The following is a 25,287-nucleotide window of genomic DNA, read 5'->3' as shown; positions in this document are numbered from 1 at the left end:
TCGCTTTTGTTCTACCCACGCCTGCTGCACGCCTGTAGAAAGATCTCCTACATGGACCGTCTTGTCGACCGAACCTTTATTTAGGATTAAAAGATGCTAATCAATGTCAATTGCATTCGCCGTACCCCTGCCGCACTGCTGCGCAAGGCCGGCCTGAGCGCAGCCGTCCTGTCCCTGTCCCTGGCCAATGCCTTTGCGGCCCCCGCTTTTGACCAGCCTGATGCTGACTTTCGCGGTTCCCTGAATGCTGCTGGCGTGGTCTATGCAGGCTCCGAAGCCCAACTGGCTGGCCGTGGTTTCACCCCCGGCCAGGAAGTGACCCTGCTGCAAAACGGTCACACCCTGACCCCTCAAGCCCTGGTTGCCGACAAAGAAGGCAATCTGAGCACCAAGATCGCCATCCCCGCTGACGCCGCTGTGGGTGTGCACCCTGTCGTCATGCAAGTCAGCAAGCCCTCGACGGCCGACATCTTCAATCTGAAGGTGTCCCCAAAAGTTGAGCTGAGCGGTCAGGACAAATTCGAACTGCAATCCCAGCACCTGGTTCCCGGCTTGTACCAAAGCGCCTACAGCCCCAAGAACAAAGTGCTGTTCGTGACTTCCGCCGTGGGCCGCCCACCCGTCAAGCAGTCGCAATTGGTGAAAGTGAACCCCAAGACCCTGGCGGTTGAAGCCAGCGTGACACCTGCCGCCCAAAAAGGCCGTGACGATGGTCAGGTTCAAGCCGTTTACGGTGTGGACGTGGACGACAAGCAAGGCAATGTCTGGGTCACCAACACCCGCAGCAGCTCCATTGCTGTCTACAGCCAGAAAGACCTGAAACTGGTCAAACAGTTTGAAGACGGCGTCGTCAGCCACCCACGCGACGTGGTTGTAGACGAGAAAACAGACCGTGCCTACGTGTCCTCGCCCGGCGCCAACACCATAGCTGTATTCGACACCAAGAAGCTGACTCAGCTGGACCCGATCGAACTGCAATCGAAAACCCGCAACAAACCCGGCACCATGAGCCTGGTACTGGATGCTGAAAAAGACCGTCTGTACACCGTCAGCGCCAGCACCAACGAGCTGATCATTGTTGACCTGAAAAACGACAATGCCCAAACCGTGTTCCCCGTACCTGGCGCACGTGGTCTGGCTGGCGTGTCGGTAGACAGCAAGAATGATCAGGTCTACATCACCGCCCAGGGCAGCGACAACCTGCTGATCATCAATGCCAAAGACGGTGCCGTTCAGCACGACATCAAGATCGGTGCCGGTGCCCTGAACGTGGTGTTCGATCCCAAGACATCCCTGGCTTACGTGGCCTCCCGCGGTGCGGGCACCGTGACGGCCGTGAATGGTAAGGGTGAAATCGTTGCCAACCTGGACGGTGGCAGCTTCCCCAACCACGTCTCCCTGGATGGCGAAGGCAATGCCTATCTGGTCAACAAATCCAAAGGTAAGGATGACCAGACGGCTGACCGCATCACACGCCTGCACCTGAAGTAAACCGCCCGATGCGCCCCTTCCATGAAAAGGGGCGCCAAGGCAAAACCCTTGCCCCAAAAAGGACTCCTATGAATAGCCGTATAGCCGACCAAGTCCGCCATGCCACCATTGAAGAATGGTTAGGTCATTACCAGGCCGACAGCAGCGTATTTGCCTCTCCCACCGTCAGTTTGATGGCACACGGCACGGCACTGGAGCGGCATACCAACAATGCCCAAGGGCAACTGCTCTCTGATGCCCAAACCTTGCTGGCGCAAGCCGCTCGGCAAGGTCTGGATGCCCCCCTGTTGATGGGAGTGATCCCCTTTAACACGACTCGCCAGGCTTACCTGCGCGTTCCCAAAAAATATCAGCGCGATCCCGTCCTGCTGCGCCCGGTACAACGCCCGCCGTTGGCCAAATCCAGCAACAGCATTGCCAGCCAAAGCCTGCTGCCTGATGGCGAAGGCTACGAAGACAGCGTCAGCCGCATCCTGGCCACGATGCGCGAACAGAACATTTCCAAAACCGTGATGGCCCGCACTGTCACCATCACTTTGAACGAAGCCCTGGACCGTCGGACTGTGTTGAGCAATATGCTCCACAGCAATCCTGCCGGCTACACCTACGCCCTGCCCTTGCCGGGCGGCAAGGCTCAAGACCCGGATCTGTTTTTTGGGGCCAGCCCCGAGTTGCTGGTGCGTCGCCAGGGCGATCTGGTTACCGTCAACCCGCTGGCAGGCACCGCCCCTCGCTTTGCCGACCCACAGCGCGACCAGGCCAGCGCCGACAGCTTGATGGATTCCAGCAAAGACCTGCGCGAGCACGCCTACGTGATCCAGGACGTGGTGCGCATCCTGTCCCAGTTCTGCGACTCCCTGGACATGCCTGATGGCCCCAGCCTGACCAGCACCGCCAACCTGTGGCACCTGTCCACCCGTATCAGCGGCCGTTTGCGTGACCCGTCCGTCACCTCTTTGGAGCTGGCACTGGCCATGCACCCCACGCCGGCCGTTTGCGGCCTGCCCACCCAGCCCGCCATGCAGGCCATCGAAGCCACTGAAGTCTTTGATCGCGGCTACTTTGCAGGCGCCATAGGCTGGAACGACCACGAAGGCAACGGCGAATGGGCAGTCGCCATTCGTTGCGGCCATTACACCCAGCAAGAGCTGACCTTATCGGCTGGCGCCGGCATTGTGGACGGCTCCGTCCCTGCCCTGGAACGCCAGGAAACCGGCAATAAACTCATGACCCTGATTAACTCATTGGGTCTGGCCCAGAACATAACCCTCTAAAGGAGACACGATTCATGACCATTCACGCCTTGCCCAGCTACGAACTGCCTCAAACCCCCGTAGCCAACCGCGTCAATTGGCGCCCACAGCCCAATCGTGCCGCCCTGCTCATTCACGATATGCAGACCTACTTTCTGCAGAAATACGATATGAGCCAGGCTCCTATCCCCATGTTGATCGAACGCATTGCCGCCCTGCGCGAGGTTTGCCACAAGCTGGGAATACCCGTGTTCTACACCGCCCAGCCTACCGAGCAACCCGAGAAAGACCGCGCCTTGCTGAACGACTTCTGGGGCCCCGGCCTGACCGCCAGCGAATTTCATGAGCAACAAGCCGTGGTTCCCGAGCTGACACCGGCCGAAAACGACATCATGCTGACCAAGTGGCGCTACAGCGCCTTCCAGCGCTCCGACCTGCGTGAGCAACTGCGCAATCTGGGCCGCGATCAGCTGATCATCACCGGCGTTTACGCCCACATCGGCTGCATGACCACCGCCCTGGAAGCCTTCATGCAAGACGTGCAGCCCTTCCTGGCTATCGACGGCGTTGCCGACTTCTCGCTGGAAGAACACCACATGGCGATCCGCCACGTCTCGCAACGCTGCGGCGTCAGCCTGACCTGCGCCGAAATCCAGGACAGCCTGCAAAGCTAAACAGGAAGCACACATGAGCCCACAAGAATTTGCAGGTGAATGCATAGCCGTCACGGGCGCGGCCCGTGGCATTGGCGCTGCCGTCACCCAACTACTGCTGGAACGAGGCGCCAGCGTCATCGCCCTGGACCTGGACGTAGAAGGACTGACCCAACTGAGTCAATCCGAATACAGTGATCGGGTTTCCTGCCACCTGGTCGACATCAGCCAAGCCGATGCCGTCGATGCAGCGCTGGCCCAAGGGCAGGAAAAACTGGGGCCCATTCATCGTTTAGCCTGTGTCGCGGGCGTCCTGCAAATGGGCCGCATCACCGAGCTGAGCAACGAACAATGGGATCGCACCTTTGCCATCAACACCACCGGCGTCTTCAACGTCTGCCGCAACGTGGCCAAAGGCATGATCGAGCGCAAGCAAGGCGCGATCGTCAACGTCAGCTCCAACTCCGCCGCCACACCACGCATCGCCATGGGAGCCTACGCCGCCTCCAAAGCCGCCGTCACCCAACTGAGCCGCTGCCTGGGCCTGGAACTGGCCCCACACGGCATCCGGGTGAACATCATCTCCCCCGGCTCCACCGACACCCCCATGCAACAAGCCATGTGGGCACAAGGCAGCTCGCGCGAAACCGTCATCGCGGGTTCCGGCGAAAACTACCGTCTGGGCATCCCCCTGCAAAAAATCGCCACCCCCGAAGAAATCGCCGAAGCCGTCCTGTTCCTGCTCTCGGACCGCGCCAGCCACATCACCCTGTCCGACTTGCGCGTGGACGGCGGTGCCACACTGGACCAAGGCTAAACAGCCAGACGCAAAAAAGGGCGGAATCTCCGCCCTTTTTATTGCCCATCGGAACGAGGCCGGACAAAAGCATACGAACATCCCTACTAGTGACAGTGCCGATAAGGACTGACCACCTATTGCCAAGTCAAGGAAGAATACGAACGAACCGAAACATCGTAAATGCGGCTCAATGAAGACAGACTCAGTCAGGTCAAATCGGATCGAATCAGGTCAGGTCAGGTCAGGTCAGGTCAGGTCAGGTCAGGTCAGCATCAGATTAGACCTGCTCAGTGCAGGTAGCCTCCTATCAGCTACCTCTTAATTCCGTCGAGTCTGTGAACTAGATCGAGCAGCTCCAGCGTGCCAACCGCCCCCGCCAACAACCGTTGAAAGCAGGCCCACTCAAGAGCACTGCCACCATGCTGTTCGGGTCGGGGCAGGCTCAGGCGGGGCGGATCAGAGTGCTTGCCGCGGGCCTGAGATTGCGTAGGGATGCAAGGGGCCTGCTGTTTGAGCCAGGCGCTTGTACTTGGTCCGGGGGACCAAGTACCTGGCGAGTTCAGGCCCCGCCCGTAGCAATCTTATGCCAAGGGAACTGGTGCGCAGCACCAGCAAGCGCTCAGCCCCGCCGGAGCCTGCCCCGACCCGAACAGCCCCCCGGTCCAGCCTCCTGAGCCTACTTTTTACCCTCGACCGGAGCCTCAACCTGCTCAATCCCGAACAAATGCTCCAAACCCAAGGCCAAAGCATCCCGCCACGCCACAAAATCATGTGCCGTCGCACTCTCCACGTAACGCACGTCATACCCCCGCGCCCGCAGCACATCATCCAGATGACGATTAGCCTGCACCAGGCTGACATCCCGGCTGGAGCCTGAAGACTCAAACACCCCGGCACTCATATAAATCTTCACTGGCACAGCTTCTGAGTCCGCCATCTGCCGCGTCAGCCACTGCCCACGAGTATCACCCGGCGGAGCCCACCAGAACGACCCCGACATGCTCAGAACATTGCCAAACAGTTGCGGCAAACGCCAAGCGGCATTCATGGCTGCCAAACCACCATAGCTGGAGCCGCCAATCGCCGTCTTGTCCGCTGTCGACTGCACCCCCTGGGCCTTGAGCCAAGGCATCAATTCCTTATCCAGAAACTTGATATAAGCCTCATTGGGCGGCAACTCCCGCGCCCGTTCCGCCATGCCCGGATTGTCCACCAGGACCAGCCACATAGGCTCCACGCGCCCCTGCGCAATCAAGGTATCCAGCATGGCCGGCGCACGCGCCAAATCCCGATAGTCCCGACCATCGAACAAAATCAAGGTGTGATCAATTTCCTGAGCCCGAGTGCCCGCAGGCTGATAAATCTGCACCTGCCGTTCCACACCCAAAGCCTCGCTGGGCAAGCGCTCCGTACGCCATTGCCCCTGCCCCAACTGCTGCGGCTCCAGGCTCACCACTTCGGCAGGTGCCTGCGTCAAACGCAAGACCGACTCACCATCAAACAGATCCTTGCTGTTTTCCGGCAAAGCCTTGGCATTATGAGGATCGCGCTGCAACGCCGCCCGCAGCACTTCGCGCGCCAGGTTCTGGCCCACATAAGGCACATCCGGCGCCATGCGATAGGCAAAGCGGGCATCACGCGGCAAATCGTAGGTGATGTACCAGATATCCGACTCACCCAAACGATGCATGCGATCGCTATACGAGAAAGGCCCGCCATGCAGACGCACCTCGTTCTGGGCACCGCGCCAGACAAACGTGACGCGATCATGCGTAGTGCTGTAGCGCTCCACCAAAGGCGAACCTACACGCTGCACATAGTCCCAGAAACCGCGAGACGGCTCGCCCGCGCGCAAGCGCATGCTCCACTGACGGATCACATCGCCTTGCAAAGGCTCGGCCTGAGCCGGCGCTTGGGGAGCCGTAACCGATTCAACCTGCCACTGATACTCGCCCTGCCCCTGCACACGCAAACGATATTCGCCCGCCGTGCTGGCAATAAAGCCAAAAGGGCCACCCCGTTCCGGGGCATCTGCCCAATGACGAATCGCCTTGCCATCCGGGCCGAACAATTCCAGCGCCACATCACCACTGTGCTGCCAACTGCCTTGCACCAGCTCATTTTGCTGCAAGCTCAGTATTCGTTCATGATGTTCGTGCGCCTGAACCTCACCTTGAGCCGAAGGCAGCGTAGCCGCCCAAGCCGACCCAACCATTCCCACCATCAATACAGCAACAACAGGTGCGCGCAACATACATCCTCCTAAATGCCGGTTTGCCGCAGGACAAGCCCAGTACCAAGAAGCAGTATACGATCAAAAATAATCAGCGCACCCCTCGGCTGGCTCGAGGCGGCGCCATTCATCACTCTAGACGGAAAGCCTGAATCAAACGATCCAGCTCTTGCACCTGCTCCTGCAACTCGCTGGAGGTGTGCGCCACCTGGTTCACCATCTCCGCGTTTTGCTGAGTGGCCGAATCCAACTGCCCCACCGCCACGTTGATTTGCTCGATACCAATGGTTTGCTCGCGAGTAGAAGCCGCAATCTCGTGAACAATCGTCATCACTTGCGAGCTGCCGGTGACCATCTCCTCAATGACCTCACCGACCTGCCCCATCAACTGCACGCCTTCGCGGGTGCTATTGGAGGACGCTTCCACCAATTGAGCAATCTCCTGGGCTGACGCCGTCGTGCGCTGCGCCAGAGCACGTACCTCACCGGCCACCACCGCAAAGCCTCGACCTTGCTCACCGGCTCGCGCCGCTTCCACAGCCGCGTTCAAGGCCAGAATATTGGTCTGAAAGGCAATCGAGTTAATCACCGTGGTAATGTCCGCCACCTTGCCACTGGTATCGCGAATCGCGCCCATGCGGTCCACCAGTTCACTGACCATCTGACCACCATGCTGGGCAGTTTTCTGCACCTGGCTGGAGACTTCCTCGGCACGCATGGCGTTTTCTTCGCTCATGCGAACGGTGCCCGTCATCTCTTCCATGGCCGATGCTGTTTCCTGCAAGGCCGCCGCCTGCTGAGTCGTGCGACTGGACAGCTCCAGATTGCCCACAGACAGTTGCGAGGTATCGTCCGCAATCACTCCACTGCTGTGTTGCAGCGTGCGCATGACCTCGTTCAGCTTCAGGCGCATCTGCTCGATGGAGGCCATCACGCTATTGTCCGGAATCGAACGTAGGGAATGAGCAACCCGCAAATCCCCATCAGCAATCGCTTGAGCAGCATCATGCAGCACCTTAGGTTCAGCCCCCAGCTCGGCAAAGATCTGGCGCGCCAGAAACACAGTAACCGCTGATACCAGCAGCACGATCAGAACGAACACGAGTGACGAGCTGAGCAGATTGCTCAGGAAGCGCGCCTGAATATTGTCGATATAAACGCCCGAGATCAGCACCCAATCCCACTGCGTCACCCCTTTGCCAAAGGCCAGTTTGGGGGCATTGCTCTTGTCGCTAAGCTTGGGCCAGTGATACTCCAGAAAACCTTCGCCACCATTGCGGCCGATGCGGCTCATCTCGGCAAAAGGGTGCACGCCGTTGCTGTCGACCACGGCACTGACGTTCTGGCCGTCCAGCTCCGGTCGGCTGGGATTCATGATGGACACCACATCGGTCGATAACACCGACACATAACCTTCCTGCCCAAAACGAATACTAGCGATGCGTTGCAGCGCCTGCTTTTGCGCCTCTTCCTTGCTGAGAACGCCTTTGCTGACCAGTTGCTGATAGTCCTGCGTAATGTTTACTGCAATATTGACGATGTGCTGCAAACTACTTTTTCGCTCTTCCATCTGTGCCTGATAGAGCTGATAGTTCACAAACGCAAAAACCGCCACCAACGCCATCAAGCACAAGATCAATGGCAACCACAACTTCTGTTTCAAGCCCAAACGCATCATATTCCCCGAGCAACGCTGAAAAGACAGGTCCCAGGTACGCAAAAACCGACCGTGTCACCACGGTCGGCCTGCATGGAGGCCCCATCGAACAAGCTGGGTAACGGCCTCGGGCTTGAAATACTTAACTAAAGTTACATATCGAGATAATTGGATGCTAAGGCGGCTTATAAAACACTACCGCTCAAGCGTCGGGAAGCTTCATGGCCTTGGCCAAAAGAAGGTTCGCTGCTGGCCAGAGTCAGCAAGAAGCCATCTTCAGACATCAATTCCGAGGTCAGACGCCCCTGGTAATGACCCAGCTCCAGATTCAAGGCAAGATCGCGCTGTTCCAGGTTATCGACGCCTTTGATAACCAGCTCAAAGCCCTGCTCGCTCAGTAAATGGCACGCGGTTTCCAGCAATGCCTTGAACGTCGGTTCACGGCAGGCGCGCTGAATAACCTCGGCTTCCAGTTTGACGCCGCTGATTGGCCAGCCACGCAAACGGTTGAGCTTGCTGTTCTCAATATCGGGGCTGGTCAGCCAGACCTGAATGTCCTGTTCTTTCAGAAACTGCAAAGCCTGGATCAGTTCTGGTGTTTCTTCCAATTCCTCGTCGCTGAACAAGTCCAGCTCTACACAGCAAGGTTGCAGCTCGAACTGACTCAACATGCTGGGCATGCGCTTATAGAGGGGCAGCAGCATATCGATGGGCAACTTCAGACCAATATGGCTGGCACGCAGCGAATACTCCTGCCACCAGCGACGCACGTCAGCCATCAGAGTACGCAGCATCCATTCGCACAAAGCCTGACGGTGAATGGCGTCAGGCATATGGCGCAGCACCAGATCCGATGACAGACGCAAGCCTGTGGGCGAGGTCCAGAACACCTGGGCGTCCACACCACTGTATTGGCCCGTACTGGTCGCCACCCGCAACTGATAAGAGAAAGACAGCGCTTCGCTGGCCTGCGGATCAAGCACATCCAGAGTTTCCAGCGCACGCAAGAGTTCCAGCGGCGTGGGCTGGGACGCTTCCTGCTCGTCGCGCTGGGCGTAAAACTCCATGATTTCAGTATCTTGCGGCTCTTGCTGGGCGATCAACTTGCCCGTAAAGGTGTAGCCCCAGCCGTGCACCGACTTGATCGGCAAGGCCACCCCTGCCTGAGTGGCCTTGCGGCGCAAACGGCTGATCAGGGAATCCACTGCACGGCTGTCACTGGCAGCCAGGCCTTTGTCGCGCATCAGGTCTTCACGGCTGAAACGGGCATCCGCATGGCGGATGAATGCGTCCATTAATTGACGTTCGCTATGCGTCAGTTCCAGTCCCACCCCATTGGGAGCCACCAGAGTCCAGCCTTTATCGCGCAAGATCCATTCCTGCTGGCCACTCTGATCCTGAACCTCTTCCATCGCCTGGGCGGCACCCACGGCGGCATACACATTACGGCGGCGCACGGCATGGCACCAGGCCATCAGCTCGGGAACTTGCACATCCATAGCCAGACACGCATCAGCACCCGTCAGCAGCAACTGCACACGAGCACTGGCAGACAGGCCGGACTGAACGGCCACAATACCCAGCGAGCCAAAGTCATTGCGCAATTTGGCCACCATCAAAGGCACGTAGCCCGTCTCAACAGGAAACAGCAACAGATCGGCCTGGCTCAGACGCGCCTCGGCTACCTTCTCCAGGGATCTGACAACGCTTGTCTTGGTACCGAAAACCCGCAGTTGCTCCAGCCAGTAGTGCAAGCCTTCGCCTTCTTCCAAAACAATCAACACGCAGTGTGCATGTTCCATAAGCGCCTACTATTTAATTATTGTCAGTCCCACGACGGTCCCGGCGAGGGCCGACAATACTATTTTTATCAATAGTTAGAATTATCACTTCTAGAATACGGAGCACAAAGTAAAGAATGGTCAAATGTGGCGTTTGAAATTTTTTGTCTTCAAAATAACGTCCGCCTTACCGCCTGAACCATCTCGGGATTATTTTCTAATCGCTGTTCTTTTAAAATCATGCCCCACAAATAATTATAGTTTCCATAACGATGGGGCATAAAAAACCCGCTCGAAAGCGGGTTGTTCTAGCTCAAGACCAGGCAGAATACTTACTGGGCGGCAGCGTCCAGGCGAGACTGCAACTGGGCAGCAGGCAGCCAGCCATCAGCGCGGCTACCATCGGCAAAGTAAATGGCCGGGGTACCTTGAACGCGCAGTTTTTGTCCCACTGCCAATAACTGATCCAATGGATGCTCACACGAGGCTTTCTCGGGTCGCACTCCGCCCCCCATCCAATCACTCAAGGTTTTAGCGGGGTTTTGGGCACACCAGATGTCCTCGGCTTTGCGGCGGCTATCCGGTCCCAGGATGGGAAACATCAGGCTATAAACCGTAACATTGTCGATCTCCTGCAAAGTTGTATGCAGACGTTTGCAATAGCCGCAATTGGGATCTTCAAAAACCACCATTTGACGGCTACCGTCGCCTTTTACCAGCTTGATAGCCTTATCCAGCGGCAAGTCATTCAGCGACACACGATTGAGTTCCTGCATGCGCTGCTCGGTCAGATCAACACGAGTTTTGCTATCCAGCAAAGAACCCTGCATCACAAAGCTGGCCTGCGGGTCGGTGTAGAGCAAGGTGCCGCCCACTTCCACTTCCAGCAAATTGGGAAATGGTGTGGCGCGAATACCATCGACCGTCACGCCGGGGAAAGCGGCTTCAAAGGCCTGGCGGGTAGTCTCGAAACGTGTGTCTACTTTGGCGGGGCTGGCGGCCTGAGCCAGGCTGCACAGCGACAAAAGCGCCAGTGCCAATACAGAACGAAGGTGCAACATCATGACGTACTTCCTTTGCTAATCGACAAGACCCTAGCGGCCTTAGAACAAGAGCGCGCCGGGGCTGACGCCGGCAGCATGCGCAATCAGGCGGCGTTTCACCCAGGGCAGGCGGTCCACCACTTGCATACCGGCATTGCGCAGCATGGAAGCCGGTGCCCCCGGTGCCGCAAACAGACGATACAAGCCATCGGTGGCTGCCCGCATGGCCGCAATCGGTTCAGCGCGAGCGCGCTTGTAGCGATTGAGTACACGCATATCACCGACCGAATAATGCGGGCCGCGCTCGGACAAGACCTTGATCAGGGCTTCGATATCGCCCAGACCCAGATTCAAACCCTGGCCAGCCAAAGGATGGACGCGATGCGCCGCATCACCCACCAAGGCCACACCGGGCGACACCAGGCCGCTACGCTCAAAGGTCAAAGGGAAACCGCGTACCGGGCTACGTAAGCTTAATTGCCCCAAACGGCCATTGGATAAAGAGAACAAGCTGTTTTGCAGATACTGCGCCTGCTCCTCTGAGGGCATGGCCAGCACCTTGTCGGCCTGCGCTTGCGGCACGGACCAGACCATGGAGACTTGCGGTCTACCATCCACATCCGGCATAGGCAACAGGGCCAGAATCGAATCGCCAGTAAACCACTGCAAGGCAACTTGCTGGTGCGGGCGCTCTACGTTGAAGTGGGCCACCAAACCGGCGTCCCCATACTCACGACCATGATGCTCAATGCCAGCGGCAGACCGCAGGCCGGAACGGGCACCATCTGCCCCCACAAACAAATCGGCGCTGATGCGCTTCTGTCCGGCGGTGATGATGGTATTGCCTTCCAGACGCTCGAAACGGTCTTCAATCCAGGGCACACCGAACACTTGCAAGGCCTGATACAGCGCCTGCTCCATCTGTCCGGACTCAACGATCCAGGCCAGATAATCCTGCGCGTCCTGCCAAGCATGCAGATTCAGGCAACCGCCGCCATCACCATGTACTTCCATGGCCTGCACTGGCGAAATGCGCTGGGCCGACATCAAGTTCCAGGCACCCAACTGCGTCAGAAAACGCTGGCTGGCGACCGAGACGGCGTAGACACGGGGGTGATACTGCCCCGCCGCCAGTTCCATAGGCTTGTAAGCGGGGGACAGGATGCTGACATCAAACCCGGCCTTGCGTAAACCCAGGGCGCTGGCCATACCGGCCAAGGCCCCTCCACACACCACAATTCGTTCTTTGCTCATCGTGCGCTCGGTGCTCCTGCCTGACGTGGCCACAACAGCCACATTTGACCTTGCTGCTTCATGCGCCCTGCCTGCGCACCAGCCTGATCGCCCGTGCCCCAGTACAAGTCGGTACGTGCGGCACCTTTAATCGCCGCGCCCGTGTCCTGAGCAAAAACCAGTCGCTGCAAAGGTTGGTTAGAAGCAGGCTGCGAGGTAGCCAAGTACACAGGCGTACCCAAAGGCACGTACGTGGGGTCAATAGCCACGGAACGCAGACCAATCAAGGGAATGCCATAGGCACCTTTAGGGCCCAGCTCCGGATCCACAATGGCCTCTTCGCGGAAGAACACCATAGCGGTATTTACATTCATCATTTCCTGAACGCGATGCGGATTGCGCTTGGCCCAGGCCTTGATGTTTTGCATGGAAGTCTGCGCCAAAGGCATCTCGCCCTGCTTGGCCAGCCATTGGCCTACCGAGGCATAAGGGCGACCGTTATGGTCGGCATAGGCCAGACGCACGGCGCTGCCATCGGGCAGGACCGCACGACCCGAGCCCTGGATCTGCAGAAAAAAGCCTTCTACCGGATCTTCCGCATACACGATCACGGGTGGCTGGCGCTCCTGCCTGGATACAATCTGCTCGCGTGTGTCGTAAGGCACAATGCGTTTGCCCACTTGCTTGCCGCGAATACGCTTGCCAGCCAGCTCGGGATACAAGCTACCCAGATCAATCGTCAACAAATCATCCGGCGCAGCGAAAAGCGGCCATTGATAGCTGGAACTACGGGTGCGCGAGGCCTTGAGCAAAGGCTCGTAATAGCCCGTGACCGTATTTTGAGCCACCTTGCCGTCGCCGGTCAGCAAACGCCAGGGCTGCAACTGTTGCTGCAGAAAATCACGTACAGCAGCCGTATCTTTGGTGTCAGCGTTCAGACCGGCAGAAGCCGCAGCCTGACAAACAGGCTGCCAGGCACGGGGATTGGCACGTGCGGGCATGGCCAGCGAACCGCTGACAGGACGCATCAGGCCCTTGCAGTTATTGATGAAACCTTTCCAGACATGGTCCAGCGAATCAGCCTGCCAGCCCGGCAAGGCGGACCAGTTCACGGCTTGATAACGCCCTGCCAACGCACGCGCCGGGGTTTCCGGCAGTGCCGACAAGGACGGCACGCGCAACGGTTGCAGAGCGATATCAGGACCGCCTTCTGCTGTACCCGGAGCCGTTGGCGAAGAACCCTGATCCCCAGGAATGGTGGAACAGGCACTTAATGCCAGCAGTACGGCTGGCACGCAATAAATTATCTTCATGGCTGGGTTTGGCCCTTAGTGCAAGGTACGGGGAGAGGAAAGGATGAACTCCTGAATGGCGACCTCAAAGGGCACACCATTCTCACCAACACATTGATAGCTGCCGCGCATGGTGCCAAACGGCGTGTTCAGGGGGCAACCACTGGTGTACTCAAAGGTCTCACCTGGAGCCAGCACCGGCTGTTGCCCTACAACGCCCAGGCCACGCACTTCCTGAACCTGCTGATTGTCGTCCGTAATGATCCAGTGACGACTGATAATCTGGGCCGTCTGCTGTCCATTGTTGGTAATCCGTACGGTATAGGCAAAAACATATTGATTGCTATCGGGCTCGGATTGCTCAGGCAGGTACTGGGGCGTGATCTGCACCTCAATATCGTCAGGCTTCATGATGGATTCCAGGTTACGGCTGTACAAATACGGGGCGCTGCACAGCCCCCCGCTTGAAACTATAATGATGACATATGGCCACGATTTTCGTGATGTCTAATCTTTACGGCACCTATTATGTCCCAAGCCAGCTCCACACGTATCGCTCCCAGTATTTTATCGGCCGACTTCGCCCGCCTGGGTGAAGAAGTCCGCAATGTTATCGCCGCCGGTGCCGACTGGGTTCACTGCGACATCATGGACAACCACTTTGTACCGAACCTGACTTTCGGCCCCATGGTCTGTGCTGCGCTGCGCCCCCACACCACTGCCCCCATCGACGTACACCTGATGGTGGAGCCCGTGGATGCGCTGATCCCCGAATTTGCCAAAGCCGGTGCCGATTACATCAGCTTTCACCCCGAAGCCTCGCGCCACGTGGACCGCACCCTGTCGCTGATCCGTGACCACGGCTGTAAGGCCGGCCTGGTATTCAACCCGGCCACCCCGCTGAACTGGATGGATCACCTGATGGACAAGCTGGATCTGGTCCTGCTGATGTCCGTTAACCCCGGCTTTGGCGGCCAGGCCTTTATCCCCAGCGCCATGGACAAGCTGCGCCAAGCCCGCGCCCGCATTGATGCGTGGACTGCAGAGGGTGGTCAGCCCATCCTTCTGCAAATCGACGGTGGCGTGAAGGTGGACAATATCGGCGCCATCCGTGCAGCCGGTGCTGACACCTTTGTGGCCGGTTCGGCTATTTTTGGTCAGCCCGACTACGCTCAGGTCATCCGCGACATGCGCGCGCAAATCGCTCTGGCAGAGCAGGCCTAAATCCTGCGTCCGGCCTGCTGTTTCCGCTACTGCAACGTCGTATTGCGGCTATAACTGCTCTGCCGAACCGCACTGTCGGGGCGGCGGCGCTCCACAAACAAGGCATTGCCCTGTACACGCTTGGCCTGTGCCTTGGCAGAACTGGCCAGCTCCGCAATTAAAGAGCCCGAATACAATTCGGGCTCATCGACTGTGACCACACCTAAAGACAGGCTCACTAGCGGGTGAAACACCAGCACGCCTTGACGGTTTTCAGCCAGATAGCCGCCTGCTTGCCGATGCTCCACTCTATACAAGGACTCCAGCTCTTTTTCCAGCTCGTCCAGAATGCTTTGGCAGCGCTCGGCCCAGTCCGGGCTGGTAAACACCAAAATAAAATCGTCACCCCCCACATGGCCCACAAAGTCCATGCGAGCCACCGCGTAACGGGTGAAGAGCTCGGCCATGGAGCGTAGCAGCTCATCGCCTTTGCGATAGCCGTACAAATCGTTATAGGGTTTGAAGTGGTCCAGATCCGCATAGCACACAGCGAAGTTCTGCCGATTACGCAGCAAACCATCAATATGCTCATTAATCGGCACATTACCCGGCAATTGCGTCAGTGGATTGGCATAACGCGCCGTCATGATCTGAATCTGCGTAATTTCACGCATCAGCTCCACACTGGAGCCCAGGCCCAGATACTCACCCGCCCCGGTAATGATGAAACCATCACTCAAGGCATCCCCCGCTCCCTGCGTCATCAAGGTGCCCAACTCCAGCAAGCTGGTATCGCAGTCAACAATCAGCGGTGGGGTTTCAATAAACAGGGAGCATGGCTTATTGCCATACAGTTCGCGGTGATAAGGCCGGGCAAGCTGATCATAAAGCTGACTACGACGCAAAATACCCGTCGGCCTGTCCCCTCGCACCAGAGCCACGGCACTAAGATCCGGGTGGCTTTGAAACAGCTCATACACACGATTCGTGGGTGTATTATCAGGCACCGCAGGCGCGGCACGCAGTAAACGCCGCACGCTCATGGAATCACGGCCTTGCACTTGACGCTGAGTGCGCACAGTGGATGGTCCAAACAGCGCGGCTTGCGCGGGCTCCAGCTGAGGCGGGGGGTTAGGTTGAGGGCGACACAGCAAATAGCCCTGCCCACAGGCCACGCCCAAATACCGCAAGGTGCGTAGTTCCGCGCCGGTTTCAATCCCTTCTGCAATCACAACGGATTGAGCATGGCTGGCAATATCGCAAATGGAGCGTACCAATTGCTGCTTGAGTACATCAGTATCAATATCGCGCACAAAGTATTTGTCGATCTTGACGTACTCGGGCCGCAATTCGGACCACAAGCGCAGCGAGGCATAGCCTTCACCCAGATCATCAATGGCAAACTGCAGGCCTTCTTTTCGATAAAGCTCAATAGCCTGATTCAGATAGTCGTAGCTGTCAGTACGCTCGGATTCGGTCAATTCGACCACCACCCGGCTCCAATCAATGCCATCCAGCTGAGGCATACCGGTACGCGGTTCGATGCGGGCCGAAGGCAACATGCGCATCACCACATCCGGGCTGGAGTTCAAAAACAGTTTGCCCGCCAAACCCTGCTGCTTGAAACTGCTGACCAAGGTATGGCAACACAGCTCTTCCAGATCCCATAAGCGGCCACATTGCCGGGCGGCGTCAAACAAGGCCAAGGGCGAATAAAAACTGCTGTCCTTTGGCCCTCGAATCAAACCCTCGTAACCCAGAATCAAGCCGGACTGCAAATCCACAATGGGCTGAAAGACCGGCGTAACTTGTTTTTCTACGAGAATCTGATGAAATGTATCGAGCATCATACTTCCGCTCCTAGGGCCTTTCTGAACGGACTATCGAAAGCCAATCTTGTACCAAAATACGGTTTGCTCACTAAATTGATAAGCCCGCGTGCAGTAAGGAGCTTTAACATGATGAATCAAACGAAATGAAAACCCGACGTTCCGAAAACTTTTTTCTGCTCGACCTTAACAGGAATTTGACAATATTTTGTCACAAGTCCGCTACAAAAAGATGAATATTTTCTCTGTGCTGTTTGATTTGGATGGAACCCTGCTCGATACCATTCCCGATCTGGCCTCGGCATGTAATGCCATGCGTATCGACCTGGGTTTACCCCCGCTCCCAGAGGAGCGCATCGCCACTTTCGTGGGTAAAGGCTCGGAAAACCTGGTGCGACGCGCTCTGACCGATCTACCTGAACCTCCTGCCGACTACACCCCGGCATTGGAATCATTTTATTACCATTACCAATTATGTAATGGCCAACACAGCCGCCTGTATCCGGGTGTACTAGAAGGATTGGATGACTTTAAAAGCCAGGGATTGCGTCTGGCTGTGGTCACCAACAAGCCCGAACAATTTGCCCGCCCCTTGCTGGAACAAACAGGTTTGGGCCCGTACTTCGAGCTGGTGGTGGGCGGTGATACCTGCCCGCGCAAAAAGCCCGACCCCATGCCTTTTGTCTACGCCTGCGAGCAAATGAAACTGACTCCCGAACAGGCCTTGGTCATTGGGGATTCCATGAATGACGCCCAGGCAGCGCGTGCGGCGAACATCCCCGTACTGTTGGTTCCTTACGGCTATAACGAAGGCAAGGATGTGCAAAGCCTGGATTCCGATGGTATAGTTGCCTCTATTGCCGACGCGGCCACCTGGCTGCGCAATAAACGCAACACCATATTTACGTCATAAAATTCATGTCTACTCGCACTCACGCATCCACAATCTACGGCGCTTATTGGCGCTGGTGGCGTTCGTGTATCGGGTAGATATAACCTTGAAGTCTGGCGTCCCTGCAAAGTAGTACACAGCGGACCGCCTCCAGGAAAATAAGCCCGGTAATCACAACGACCGGGCTTTTTTTGTTTCTGTCCGGCTCGTCGTACCCACTGACCCTCGAGATCCCAATGACAGAAATAGAATTCAATGCCCTAGCAGCAGAAGGCTTTAACCGCATTCCCCTGATTGCGGAAACCTATGCCGACCTGGATACGCCCCTGTCGATTTATCTGAAACTGGCGCACAACGGCCCCGAAGGCGGACGTTACAGCTGCTTGATGGAATCGGTTGTGGGCGGCGAGCAGTTCGGTCGCTACTCCTTTATTGGCCTGCCTGCCCGTACCGTGATCCGCAGCTATGGCCGTCATACCCAAGTGCTGCACGATGGCAAGATTGTCGAAACAGCCGAAGGCGATCCGCTGGAATTCATCGAGCAATTCCAGGCCCGTTTCAAAGTAGCCCTGCGTCCTGGCATGCCCCGCTTTGCGGGTGGTCTGGCCGGTTACTTCGGCTACGACACGGTGCGTCACATCGAACCGTCCCTGGGCATGAACCGCAAACCCTTCCCTTCCGACCAGGAAGAAGGCGTGCCGGACATCATGCTGCTACAAGTGGACGAACTGGTGATTGTGGATAATCTGGCTGGCCGCACTTACCTGCTGGTCTACGCCGATCCCGCCCAGCCCGAAGCCTACGTACTGGCCAAGCGTCGTCTGAAGGATCTGCGCGAAAAGCTGCGGTCACCCGTCGTGATCCCTTACGCCTACGCCAGCATGCAAACCGAATGCGAGCGCGACTTCGACAAAGAGGATTACCTGAAGGCCGTGGCCCGCGCCAAGGAATACATTGCAGCCGGTGACCTGATGCAAGTGCAGATCGGCCAGGTCATCACCAAACCTTTCCGCGACTCGCCCCTGTCCCTGTACCGCGCCCTGCGTTCGCTGAACCCATCGCCTTACATGTACTTCTGGAACTTCGACGACTTCCAGGTCGTGGGTGCATCGCCAGAAATTCTGGTGCGTCAGGAAGAACACCGTCAGGATGGCCGCAACATGGAGCGCGTTACCATTCGCCCACTGGCCGGCACTCGCAAACGCGGTGCCACACCTGAAGCCGATGCTGCACTGGCCGCCGAGCTGAAGTCCGACCCTAAAGAACGCGCCGAACACCTGATGCTGATCGACCTGGCCCGCAACGATATTGGCCGTATCGCCAAAACCGGCTCGGTACAAGTCACGGATACCATGGCGATCGAACGTTACTCGCATGTTCAGCACCTGGTCTCCAATGTCTGCGGTGAACTGCAAGACGGCATGAGCCAGATGGACGTGCTACGCGCCTCCTTCCCTGCGGGCACCCTGACCGGCGCCCCCAAGGTACGCGCCATGGAAGTCATTGATGAACTGGAGCCAGTACGCCGTGGCGTTTACGGTGGTGCTGCTGGCTACCTGAGCTACTCGGGCGAAATGGATCTGGCTATTGCCATTCGCACCGGCGTCATCAAGGACGGCATGCTCTATGTGCAGGCCGCCGCCGGTGTCGTGGCCGACTCCGATCCCGAAAAAGAATGGCAAGAGACCGAAGCCAAGGCACGCGCCGTGATCCGCGCTGCCGAACAAGTGCAATTCGGTCTGGACGAGCCTATTTAATCGCCCCACTGCCATCCTTTTTTTGCCGGAGAATTCTCATGCTGTTCATGCTCGACAACTAACATTGGCGTCCATCAACATCCAACAACATCTACTGAGTTCAGATAAGTTATTGATTTTATTGAGTTGAGTGTCTGCGGACGGCTACTGAAAGCTGGACAAATCCACTGCTAAAGTGTGTAATGCTGTGTGTAACGGGGCAAAGTGGAGGCGTTATACACATGGCACTCAATCTCTTATCCGCTCGCAAGGTCGAGACAGCACAGCCAGGTCCGAAGGTCTACCAACTTCGTGACGGTGGAAGCCTCTTTCTTCGCGTTCAAACCAACGGCAGCAAGCTATGGTGGTATCGCTATCGTCTGGGAGGAGCCTCCCAGGTCTACTCCATCGGCGTATACCCCAAAGTGTCGTTGGAGCTCGCGCGCGCAGAGCGTGACTGGGCCAAGTCCCTTGTCAGGCAAGGCATCGACCCCATCGTCGAAAAGAAGGCCAAGGTCGCGTTGCAGGTCGAGGCTTACGAACACACTTTCGAGTCAACCGCCAAAGAGTGGATCGTCAGCAATGCACACTGGAGTGACTACTACCGTGGGCAAGTCACAACCTACCTCGAAAAAGACGTTTTCCCAAAGCTCGGCAAGCTGCCGATCAGCACCATTAGAGCGCCACATCTCCGCCCGATAATCAAGGAGGTGGCGAATAGAGGCGCAAAGACTGTCGCAATTTTGATCCGGCAGTGGTGCGGCCAGATTTTCTCCTACGCTGCCGCTCAAGGAATCTGCGAGTTCGACCCGGCCTCCTTACTAAAGGGGTTGGTGAAGCGTCCGCAAGTCCGCCACAATCCCCCGCTGACATGGGCCGAGATTCCCGATTTTCTGAATCGGGTTGATGGTGAGGGTGGTTACCGCACAACGGTCTTAGCATTAAAGCTAATGGCGCTGACGTATGTCCGAACTGTCGAATTGCGTAAATCGACCTGGGAAGAATTTGATCTTGATGCAGCGGTATGGACTATTCCGGCCGAACGCATGAAGATGCGGCGCCCACACATTGTCCCGCTGTCGAAACAAGCATTAGTCGCTCTGCGAGAACTACATGCTCTGACTGGTGGTGGAAAGGCGTTGTTTCCAAGCTATCGAAAGCCTGGCCAAGTAATGTCGGCGACAACGCTCAATCAAGCTCTGAAGCGGATGGGTTACGCCGGTCGTTTCTCATCACATGGTTTTCGCTCAACTGCGACGACGATACTAAGTTTGCTGGGCTATCCTGAAAAGCGCGTTGATCTCCAGTTAGCACACTCAAAGCGCGCCAAGGATTCTTCTCGAGCCCCCTATGACCATACAAAATTCATCGGCTCGCGCAAAATCATCATGCAGGACTGGGCAGACATTCTCGATTCTCTTCAAGCTGGCATGTCCGTCGATGATGTAACTCAATTATTTGGCCCGCTGTCTGAGCGTCGCACCGCATTGCTGCGCGTGATTGAGCGGGAGTAGCAAATCTCATCTACTGCCTCTTGGATGTTGAATTCGTTTCTTATCAACCTTCTGACAATCTCTAGATTTCTTGCTAAGGGTATGTTGTCGACCTGGTTTTCTCTAAAGGTTCATCTATGAGCTTCATCTGCTCAAGCTGTATTGGCGACACGTTTCTTCGGCGGCTTGTCGAAGATGCCTCTTCAGATAAAACCCCTTGCGAATATTGCGACGCGAAAAGCGCAGCCGATCTATGGATGGTGACTGAGCTTTGCGATGAAGTTCTCGACACCTTCTTCGAGGACTCCAGCAATACTATGGCGGTGGTGCATTTCAATTACACCCCCGCTGGGGAGGATCTACCATCGACGGTCGCCCGTTTGACTGGCATGCCCCAAGAAGCCGTTGAGGCAGTAGTTGAGAGCCTTGCAAGCCTCTGGCACGACCCGAGTTCCGGTGAATCGCGATATGGCGACGATGAACCGTGGTTCGTTCGCAAAGCCAGCATGGCAGCGGAACTCAGCCACTCTTGGAGGGAGATGGAAGAGAGCCTCCGTAGCGACGTTCGCTATTTCAATCCCCAGGCGATCCATCTGCTTGAGAAGATCTTCGGCGAACTTGCCAATGATCGAAACATGGAAGGTTTGCCTGTGGTCGTGGAGGCAGGACCCGGAACGCTCCTGAGCACCTTCTATCGGGCACGGGTATTCCAGACGGACGGAGCCTTAACTGAAGCGCTTAAGTGGCCTGAACGGCTGCTGGGATCGCCAGCCGCCGGCATTGGCGCGGCAGGAAGAATGAATGGGCAGGGTCAGCCGGCTTTCTACGGAGCAACTTCGCCTGAAGTTTGCATTGCTGAAGTGCGTCCGCCAGTCGGCAGCCGAGTAGTGCTTGCCGCATTCGACGTTATTCGTCCGATACGTCTGTTGGATCTGCGGCGACTGGCGACGGTTGAACTGAGCCCCGAGAGCAGCCTGTTTGATCCGAACACGCGTGCCGCTGCACAGCGACGCGACTTCCTCCGAACTTTGGGGGACCGCATCTCAGCCCCTGTGGTCCCCGAACTTCAAGATCGGGACTACCTGGTGACACAGGCTGTTGCAGATTACCTAGCCGCCCACCTTGCGTTAAACCTCGAAGGCATTGTCTATGCCTCTGCTCAGAATCGACGCCCGGATGAACCGCCGGCTGGTGACAACGTCGTCCTGTTTCGCAAGGCTAGTGATGTGGAAAACGCTCATGGCGATCAGGCCACGGCCGAGGTTGCGTTATGGGAATACGAAGAAGAAGGTCCGGAACGCTGGTTTCATCCTTGCATCCTCTATCCAGAGCGCGAGGCCTACCGGCATGGACCAAAGCCTCAGAATCCAACTCTCTCGCTGAGACGAGACTCCATCGTGGTCCACGACGTACGTGCTGTGCGCTACGAGACAAAGGGCCACGAAGTAGACGTCGTATCGAGTCTCGACGATCGGCATTACGGTTGACCGGCCAGCACGAGTATCGATCGAGATCTGCAGCTGGATCTCTCTTCGTCAAACTGCTGTTTGCCCAGCATACCGGTCATAGTGTCAACGAGGCAGCAATGCACAACACAGTTGAACAACAGCACTGAGGCTCTGCCTCCTGTCGATTGACTACCTGCGGTAGCCGATCTCGTCTAAACCCTCTTACCTCGTAGCCTTGAATTCGTCGACGCCTTCTGGGTGCTCACTGGCAGGCGATGTGTTCTGCTTCAAGAACGCCTGCTCATTTCCTGAATTGCAAATATCGATTGGAAGATTTTTTGCCTTATTAACCTTGAGACTGAAGACGTCGAATCGGTTGTAGTAACCCACTACGTCATGAATGCGTTTGACAGGAAGCGCCTTGGCGAGGTCGATCTCGGCCACGCAAAGACCTTCATCCGCTTGCATTACCTCAGAGATCGGTTTTCCCGAGGGATCGGTGATCATCGACACGACGGGTGATCCATGGTCGAGCAAGGCGAGCCTCTCGGCACCGATGCGTTCCAGATACTTGCGCGCAGTTGCATCAAACGGGGACCCAGCAACTATGTTGAATACCTTCGCTTCAAAGGAGTGCGCTGCCGCGCGGATGCGAATACCGTCTTGGATGTCATAACCACCAGTCCCATCCGGATGCAGCGAAGGTGCGACAGACGGATAGCTGGAAATGTGTACCTGCTCTCCCTGCGCCATCAGTGCATAGCGCGCTAGCGGATTGGCATTTTCACCACAAATCAGCATGCCAATTCGCCCAAGGACCGTCTGGCTTACATTCAGACCCGAACCGTCTCCATTCGCCCAGAATAGCTTCTCCACATAGGTAGGCACCAGCTTACGGTGATGGTTGAGAAAGCCACCATCACTACCGATCAGCACATTGGCGTTCCAGAGACAACCCACGCTCGCATCCGTCCCTTCGTTGAAGCCGATCGAAACCACCATTTCGTGCCGACGTGCCGCATCGCGGATACGCGCAATTTCAGGTCCATCAATGCGCAGTCCCCTGGAGCACATGTCTCCAAACATGGCGTCGGTTTCGATGGGAGCGACGATGCGGCCCCAATGCGGATAGCCTGGAATGAAGCTCTCGGGGAATGCTAGCAGCCGAATGTCTTGTCGCGCGGCCTCGGCAATAAGGTCGCAGGCCTTATCAATTGTCTTATCGATGTCGAAATATACGGGTGCGACATGAGCGGCAGCAGCTTTGTAACGGGGGAAGTTGATCATCTGTCGGTTTCCAATTGAAGTTAAGGCAAAGTGTGCTAAGTGCCATGCATGCACGCCAGCGAAAACCAGGAAAACGCAGCTTTCCAAAAATTCATTCTCGTGACTTATTCTTGTCTTCCTCCTGCCGTTGCTGTTCCTCCAGCCAGGCTATGAACTGATGCTTCACTGGCTCGGCATGTACGGACGCGTCATGACAGATCACCACCTCGAACTGCGGACCCTCCACCTGCAGCGGTGCAGTAACAACACCTGGCGGTAACGGGTTTGGTACTGCGACACTCGGAACCACAGCGACTCCTGCCGCCTGCTGGAGAGAACGCACAACGCCATCGAAGGTGCGTAGACGAAGTCGAACGTCCCGCGACGGGTCATGATTCACGCGAAGATCGTCCAAGAGTTCTGCGGGAGGAGACCAAATTACCTCGTAACCGCGGACGTCCTGGCTCGTGATTCTGGGTAGCACTTCCAACGCGTGACCTTTGCTCATCATCACACTGAGGCCCGTGTGGCGATAGGGACTGAGCTGTAGTCCGCTCATGCTCGCATTGCGCACCGCCACTCCCACGTCGACCTCATTGCTCTTCACTGCGTCGGCAACTTCAACGCTTGAGCCTTCAAATATCTGAACCCTCACAGCACCGTGTTGCTGGCGAAATCTCTCTACGTCCTCAAACAACCCAAGAAGAATGGCCGTGGTATTCGCCATGACTTTGATCTCGCCTTGCTGCCGGGCGAGCAAGGCGCCGATCTCGCGGGTCATTTCTGCCACGCGGACCATGATGTCGTCGCATGATCGCACCACAATCTCGCCGGCGGGAGTGAGGGCTACCCCCCCGCTGTTGCGAATGAGGAGCGCTGTTCCAAAGCGCAGCTCCAGTTCAGCAATGCGTTTACTGATCGCCGAAGGTGTCATGTGCAACTCCGTTGCTGCGCGGGTAAGGCTTTTTGCGACAGCCACCGCGGCGAGCACTTGCATGCTATGTAAGTTGATCCGAGCCATGGTTGAAATCCTGTACTTCAGAGTGTCTGCCTTCTTGCCCAAAGCATACATCCAGTAACTATCCACCCTCTATCTTCCTTCATCGGTATTGAAAAAACGGAAAAGGTGCGTGTCCGATTTCTCCCTTGTCCCAACTTGGCAGGAGGTCGCTTAATGCCAGCACTGACAAGAAGGAGACACGATGGAACTGGGACTGAACGGGAAAACCGCGCTGATAACCGGCGCCTCTCAGGGGATAGGAGAGGCTATAGCCGAAGCGCTCGGAAAGGAAGGTTGCCATCTGGTTCTTGCTGCCCGAAGTTTGCCCAAGCTGGAACACATAGCAGATCGAATTTCGGAGCAGTTCGGAGTAAGGGTTCAGACCATCGCTATCGATCTGACCGGACCGGACGCCTGCGATGCGCTTATGCAGCAAGTGGGCACCATCAACATCCTGGTCAATAACGCGGGCGCGATTCCATCCGGTGCGCTAGGGGACGTCACTGGTCATGTGATGCAACGCGCCATGGGACTCAAGCTATTCGCCTACAAGCGCCTGGCGGAACTCGCATTCGAGCATATGAGGATCAACGGCAATGGCGTAATTCTCAACGTGATCGGCACTGCGGGAGAGCGTGCTCGTGCCGCCTATGCCTTGGGAAGCATGGTCAATGCATCCCTCATAGCAATGACTCGAGCACTGGGTCTACAGGCTTCGGTGCACGGTGTACGTGTGGTCGGCCTACACCCGGGAGCGACCCTGACAAAACGCAAACTAGACCAACTCAGGCAACGTGCAACAGACCAATTTGGTCAAGAAGAAGAGTGGCCAGCCCTAGCAGCCCAATACCCCTTTGGTCGGCTTGCTAAAGCTGAAGAGATTGCGGCGTGCGCTGCATTCCTGTGTTCGACCGCTGCCTCCTACGTGAACGCCACATGCCTAACCGTCGATGGCGGGGCGACGGATTCCATCCTCTGAAGAACC

20 protein-coding genes are annotated in these 25,287 nt (G+C 56.8%); 10 read left to right on the top strand and 10 right to left on the bottom strand.

What is annotated here, in order from left to right; translation table 11 throughout:
* Nucleotides 1-93: 93 nt before the first annotated feature.
* From NBV64_RS02105 to NBV64_RS02090, 4 genes are all read left to right on the top strand, one after another.
* Complete coding sequence (locus NBV64_RS02105) at nt 94-1,491, top strand: YncE family protein (protein ID WP_250756600.1); 1,398 nt, start codon at nt 94-96, stop codon at nt 1,489-1,491.
* A 68-nt stretch (nt 1,492-1,559) separates the two neighbouring features.
* Nucleotides 1,560-2,765, top strand: a complete 1,206-nt coding sequence (locus tag NBV64_RS02100) for an isochorismate synthase (protein WP_250756599.1) — start codon at nt 1,560-1,562, stop codon at nt 2,763-2,765.
* 14 nt (nt 2,766-2,779) lie between these two features.
* Entirely contained in the window at nt 2,780-3,418 is a 639-nt protein-coding gene (locus NBV64_RS02095) for an isochorismatase family protein (RefSeq protein ID WP_009458555.1), read from the top strand.
* A 13-nt stretch (nt 3,419-3,431) separates the two neighbouring features.
* Complete coding sequence (locus NBV64_RS02090) at nt 3,432-4,214, top strand: 2,3-dihydro-2,3-dihydroxybenzoate dehydrogenase (protein ID WP_250756598.1); 783 nt, start codon at nt 3,432-3,434, stop codon at nt 4,212-4,214.
* A gap of 658 nt (nt 4,215-4,872) precedes the next feature.
* On the opposite strand, the gene NBV64_RS02085 is transcribed toward NBV64_RS02090, so the two are convergent.
* The 7 genes from NBV64_RS02085 to apaG all read right to left on the bottom strand — a co-directional run bounded on the left by NBV64_RS02085 (nt 4,873) and on the right by apaG (nt 13,846).
* A complete protein-coding gene (locus NBV64_RS02085) occupies nt 4,873-6,450 on the bottom strand; it encodes an alpha/beta hydrolase-fold protein (RefSeq protein ID WP_009458553.1) in 1,578 nt (525 codons plus the stop codon).
* Between the two features lie 109 nt (nt 6,451-6,559).
* The gene (locus NBV64_RS02080) at nt 6,560-8,092 is read right to left on the bottom strand and encodes a methyl-accepting chemotaxis protein (RefSeq protein ID WP_164837976.1); all 1,533 of its coding nucleotides are present in this window, start codon (nt 8,090-8,092) and stop codon (nt 6,560-6,562) included.
* 179 nt (nt 8,093-8,271) lie between these two features.
* A complete protein-coding gene (locus NBV64_RS02075) occupies nt 8,272-9,888 on the bottom strand; it encodes an EAL domain-containing response regulator (protein WP_250756597.1) in 1,617 nt (538 codons plus the stop codon).
* A gap of 311 nt (nt 9,889-10,199) precedes the next feature.
* Complete coding sequence (locus tag NBV64_RS02070; RefSeq protein ID WP_009458548.1) at nt 10,200-10,931, bottom strand: DsbC family protein; 732 nt, start codon at nt 10,929-10,931, stop codon at nt 10,200-10,202.
* Between the two features lie 39 nt (nt 10,932-10,970).
* Nucleotides 10,971-12,164 carry an FAD-dependent monooxygenase gene (locus NBV64_RS02065; RefSeq protein ID WP_250756596.1) on the bottom strand — a complete coding sequence of 398 codons (1,194 nt, stop codon included), beginning with the start codon at nt 12,162-12,164 and terminating at the stop codon, nt 10,971-10,973.
* Nucleotides 12,161-13,456 carry a murein transglycosylase A gene (mltA, locus tag NBV64_RS02060; RefSeq protein WP_250756595.1) on the bottom strand — a complete coding sequence of 432 codons (1,296 nt, stop codon included), beginning with the start codon at nt 13,454-13,456 and terminating at the stop codon, nt 12,161-12,163. The genes NBV64_RS02065 and mltA overlap by 4 nt, the downstream gene beginning before the upstream one ends.
* A 15-nt stretch (nt 13,457-13,471) precedes the next feature.
* A complete protein-coding gene (apaG, locus tag NBV64_RS02055) occupies nt 13,472-13,846 on the bottom strand; it encodes a Co2+/Mg2+ efflux facilitator ApaG/CorD (protein WP_021447080.1) in 375 nt (124 codons plus the stop codon).
* 117 nt (nt 13,847-13,963) lie between these two features.
* Here apaG and rpe point away from each other — a divergent pair, with 117 nt between their 5' ends.
* Nucleotides 13,964-14,659, top strand: a complete 696-nt coding sequence (gene rpe, locus NBV64_RS02050; RefSeq protein WP_009458542.1) for a ribulose-phosphate 3-epimerase — start codon at nt 13,964-13,966, stop codon at nt 14,657-14,659.
* Nucleotides 14,660-14,685: 26 nt separating this feature from the next.
* On the opposite strand, the gene NBV64_RS02045 is transcribed toward rpe, so the two are convergent.
* Nucleotides 14,686-16,488: a GGDEF domain-containing protein gene (locus tag NBV64_RS02045; protein WP_021447081.1), complete on the bottom strand. Its 1,803-nt coding sequence runs from the start codon at nt 16,486-16,488 to the stop codon at nt 14,686-14,688.
* Nucleotides 16,489-16,699: 211 nt separating this feature from the next.
* Here NBV64_RS02045 and NBV64_RS02040 point away from each other — a divergent pair, with 211 nt between their 5' ends.
* The 4 genes from NBV64_RS02040 to NBV64_RS02025 all read left to right on the top strand — a co-directional run bounded on the left by NBV64_RS02040 (nt 16,700) and on the right by NBV64_RS02025 (nt 22,075).
* A complete protein-coding gene (locus NBV64_RS02040; RefSeq protein ID WP_250756594.1) occupies nt 16,700-17,380 on the top strand; it encodes a phosphoglycolate phosphatase in 681 nt (226 codons plus the stop codon).
* A gap of 215 nt (nt 17,381-17,595) precedes the next feature.
* Nucleotides 17,596-19,116 carry an anthranilate synthase component I gene (trpE, locus tag NBV64_RS02035; RefSeq protein ID WP_009458527.1) on the top strand — a complete coding sequence of 507 codons (1,521 nt, stop codon included), beginning with the start codon at nt 17,596-17,598 and terminating at the stop codon, nt 19,114-19,116.
* A 221-nt stretch (nt 19,117-19,337) separates the two neighbouring features.
* Complete coding sequence (locus NBV64_RS02030) at nt 19,338-20,609, top strand: tyrosine-type recombinase/integrase (protein ID WP_003290597.1); 1,272 nt, start codon at nt 19,338-19,340, stop codon at nt 20,607-20,609.
* Between the two features lie 116 nt (nt 20,610-20,725).
* A complete protein-coding gene (locus tag NBV64_RS02025; RefSeq protein ID WP_250756593.1) occupies nt 20,726-22,075 on the top strand; it encodes an RES family NAD+ phosphorylase in 1,350 nt (449 codons plus the stop codon).
* Between the two features lie 183 nt (nt 22,076-22,258).
* Here the strand turns inward: NBV64_RS02025 and NBV64_RS02020 are convergent, their stop codons facing one another.
* Nucleotides 22,259-23,323 carry a carbon-nitrogen hydrolase family protein gene (locus NBV64_RS02020; RefSeq protein ID WP_250756592.1) on the bottom strand — a complete coding sequence of 355 codons (1,065 nt, stop codon included), beginning with the start codon at nt 23,321-23,323 and terminating at the stop codon, nt 22,259-22,261.
* 91 nt (nt 23,324-23,414) lie between these two features.
* Nucleotides 23,415-24,374: a LysR family transcriptional regulator gene (locus NBV64_RS02015; RefSeq protein WP_250756591.1), complete on the bottom strand. Its 960-nt coding sequence runs from the start codon at nt 24,372-24,374 to the stop codon at nt 23,415-23,417.
* 130 nt (nt 24,375-24,504) lie between these two features.
* Between NBV64_RS02015 and NBV64_RS02010 the strand changes: the two genes are divergently transcribed.
* A complete protein-coding gene (locus NBV64_RS02010; RefSeq protein WP_250756590.1) occupies nt 24,505-25,281 on the top strand; it encodes a short-chain dehydrogenase/reductase in 777 nt (258 codons plus the stop codon).
* Nucleotides 25,282-25,287: the final 6 nt, after the last annotated feature.

Origin of the sequence: Alcaligenes sp. DN25, from assembly GCF_023674485.1 — a bacterium.
Taxonomy (GTDB): domain Bacteria; phylum Pseudomonadota; class Gammaproteobacteria; order Burkholderiales; family Burkholderiaceae_B; genus Alcaligenes; species Alcaligenes phenolicus.
Note: the sequence above shows the minus strand (reverse complement) of the source record. Positions and strands in the feature narration are given on the sequence as shown.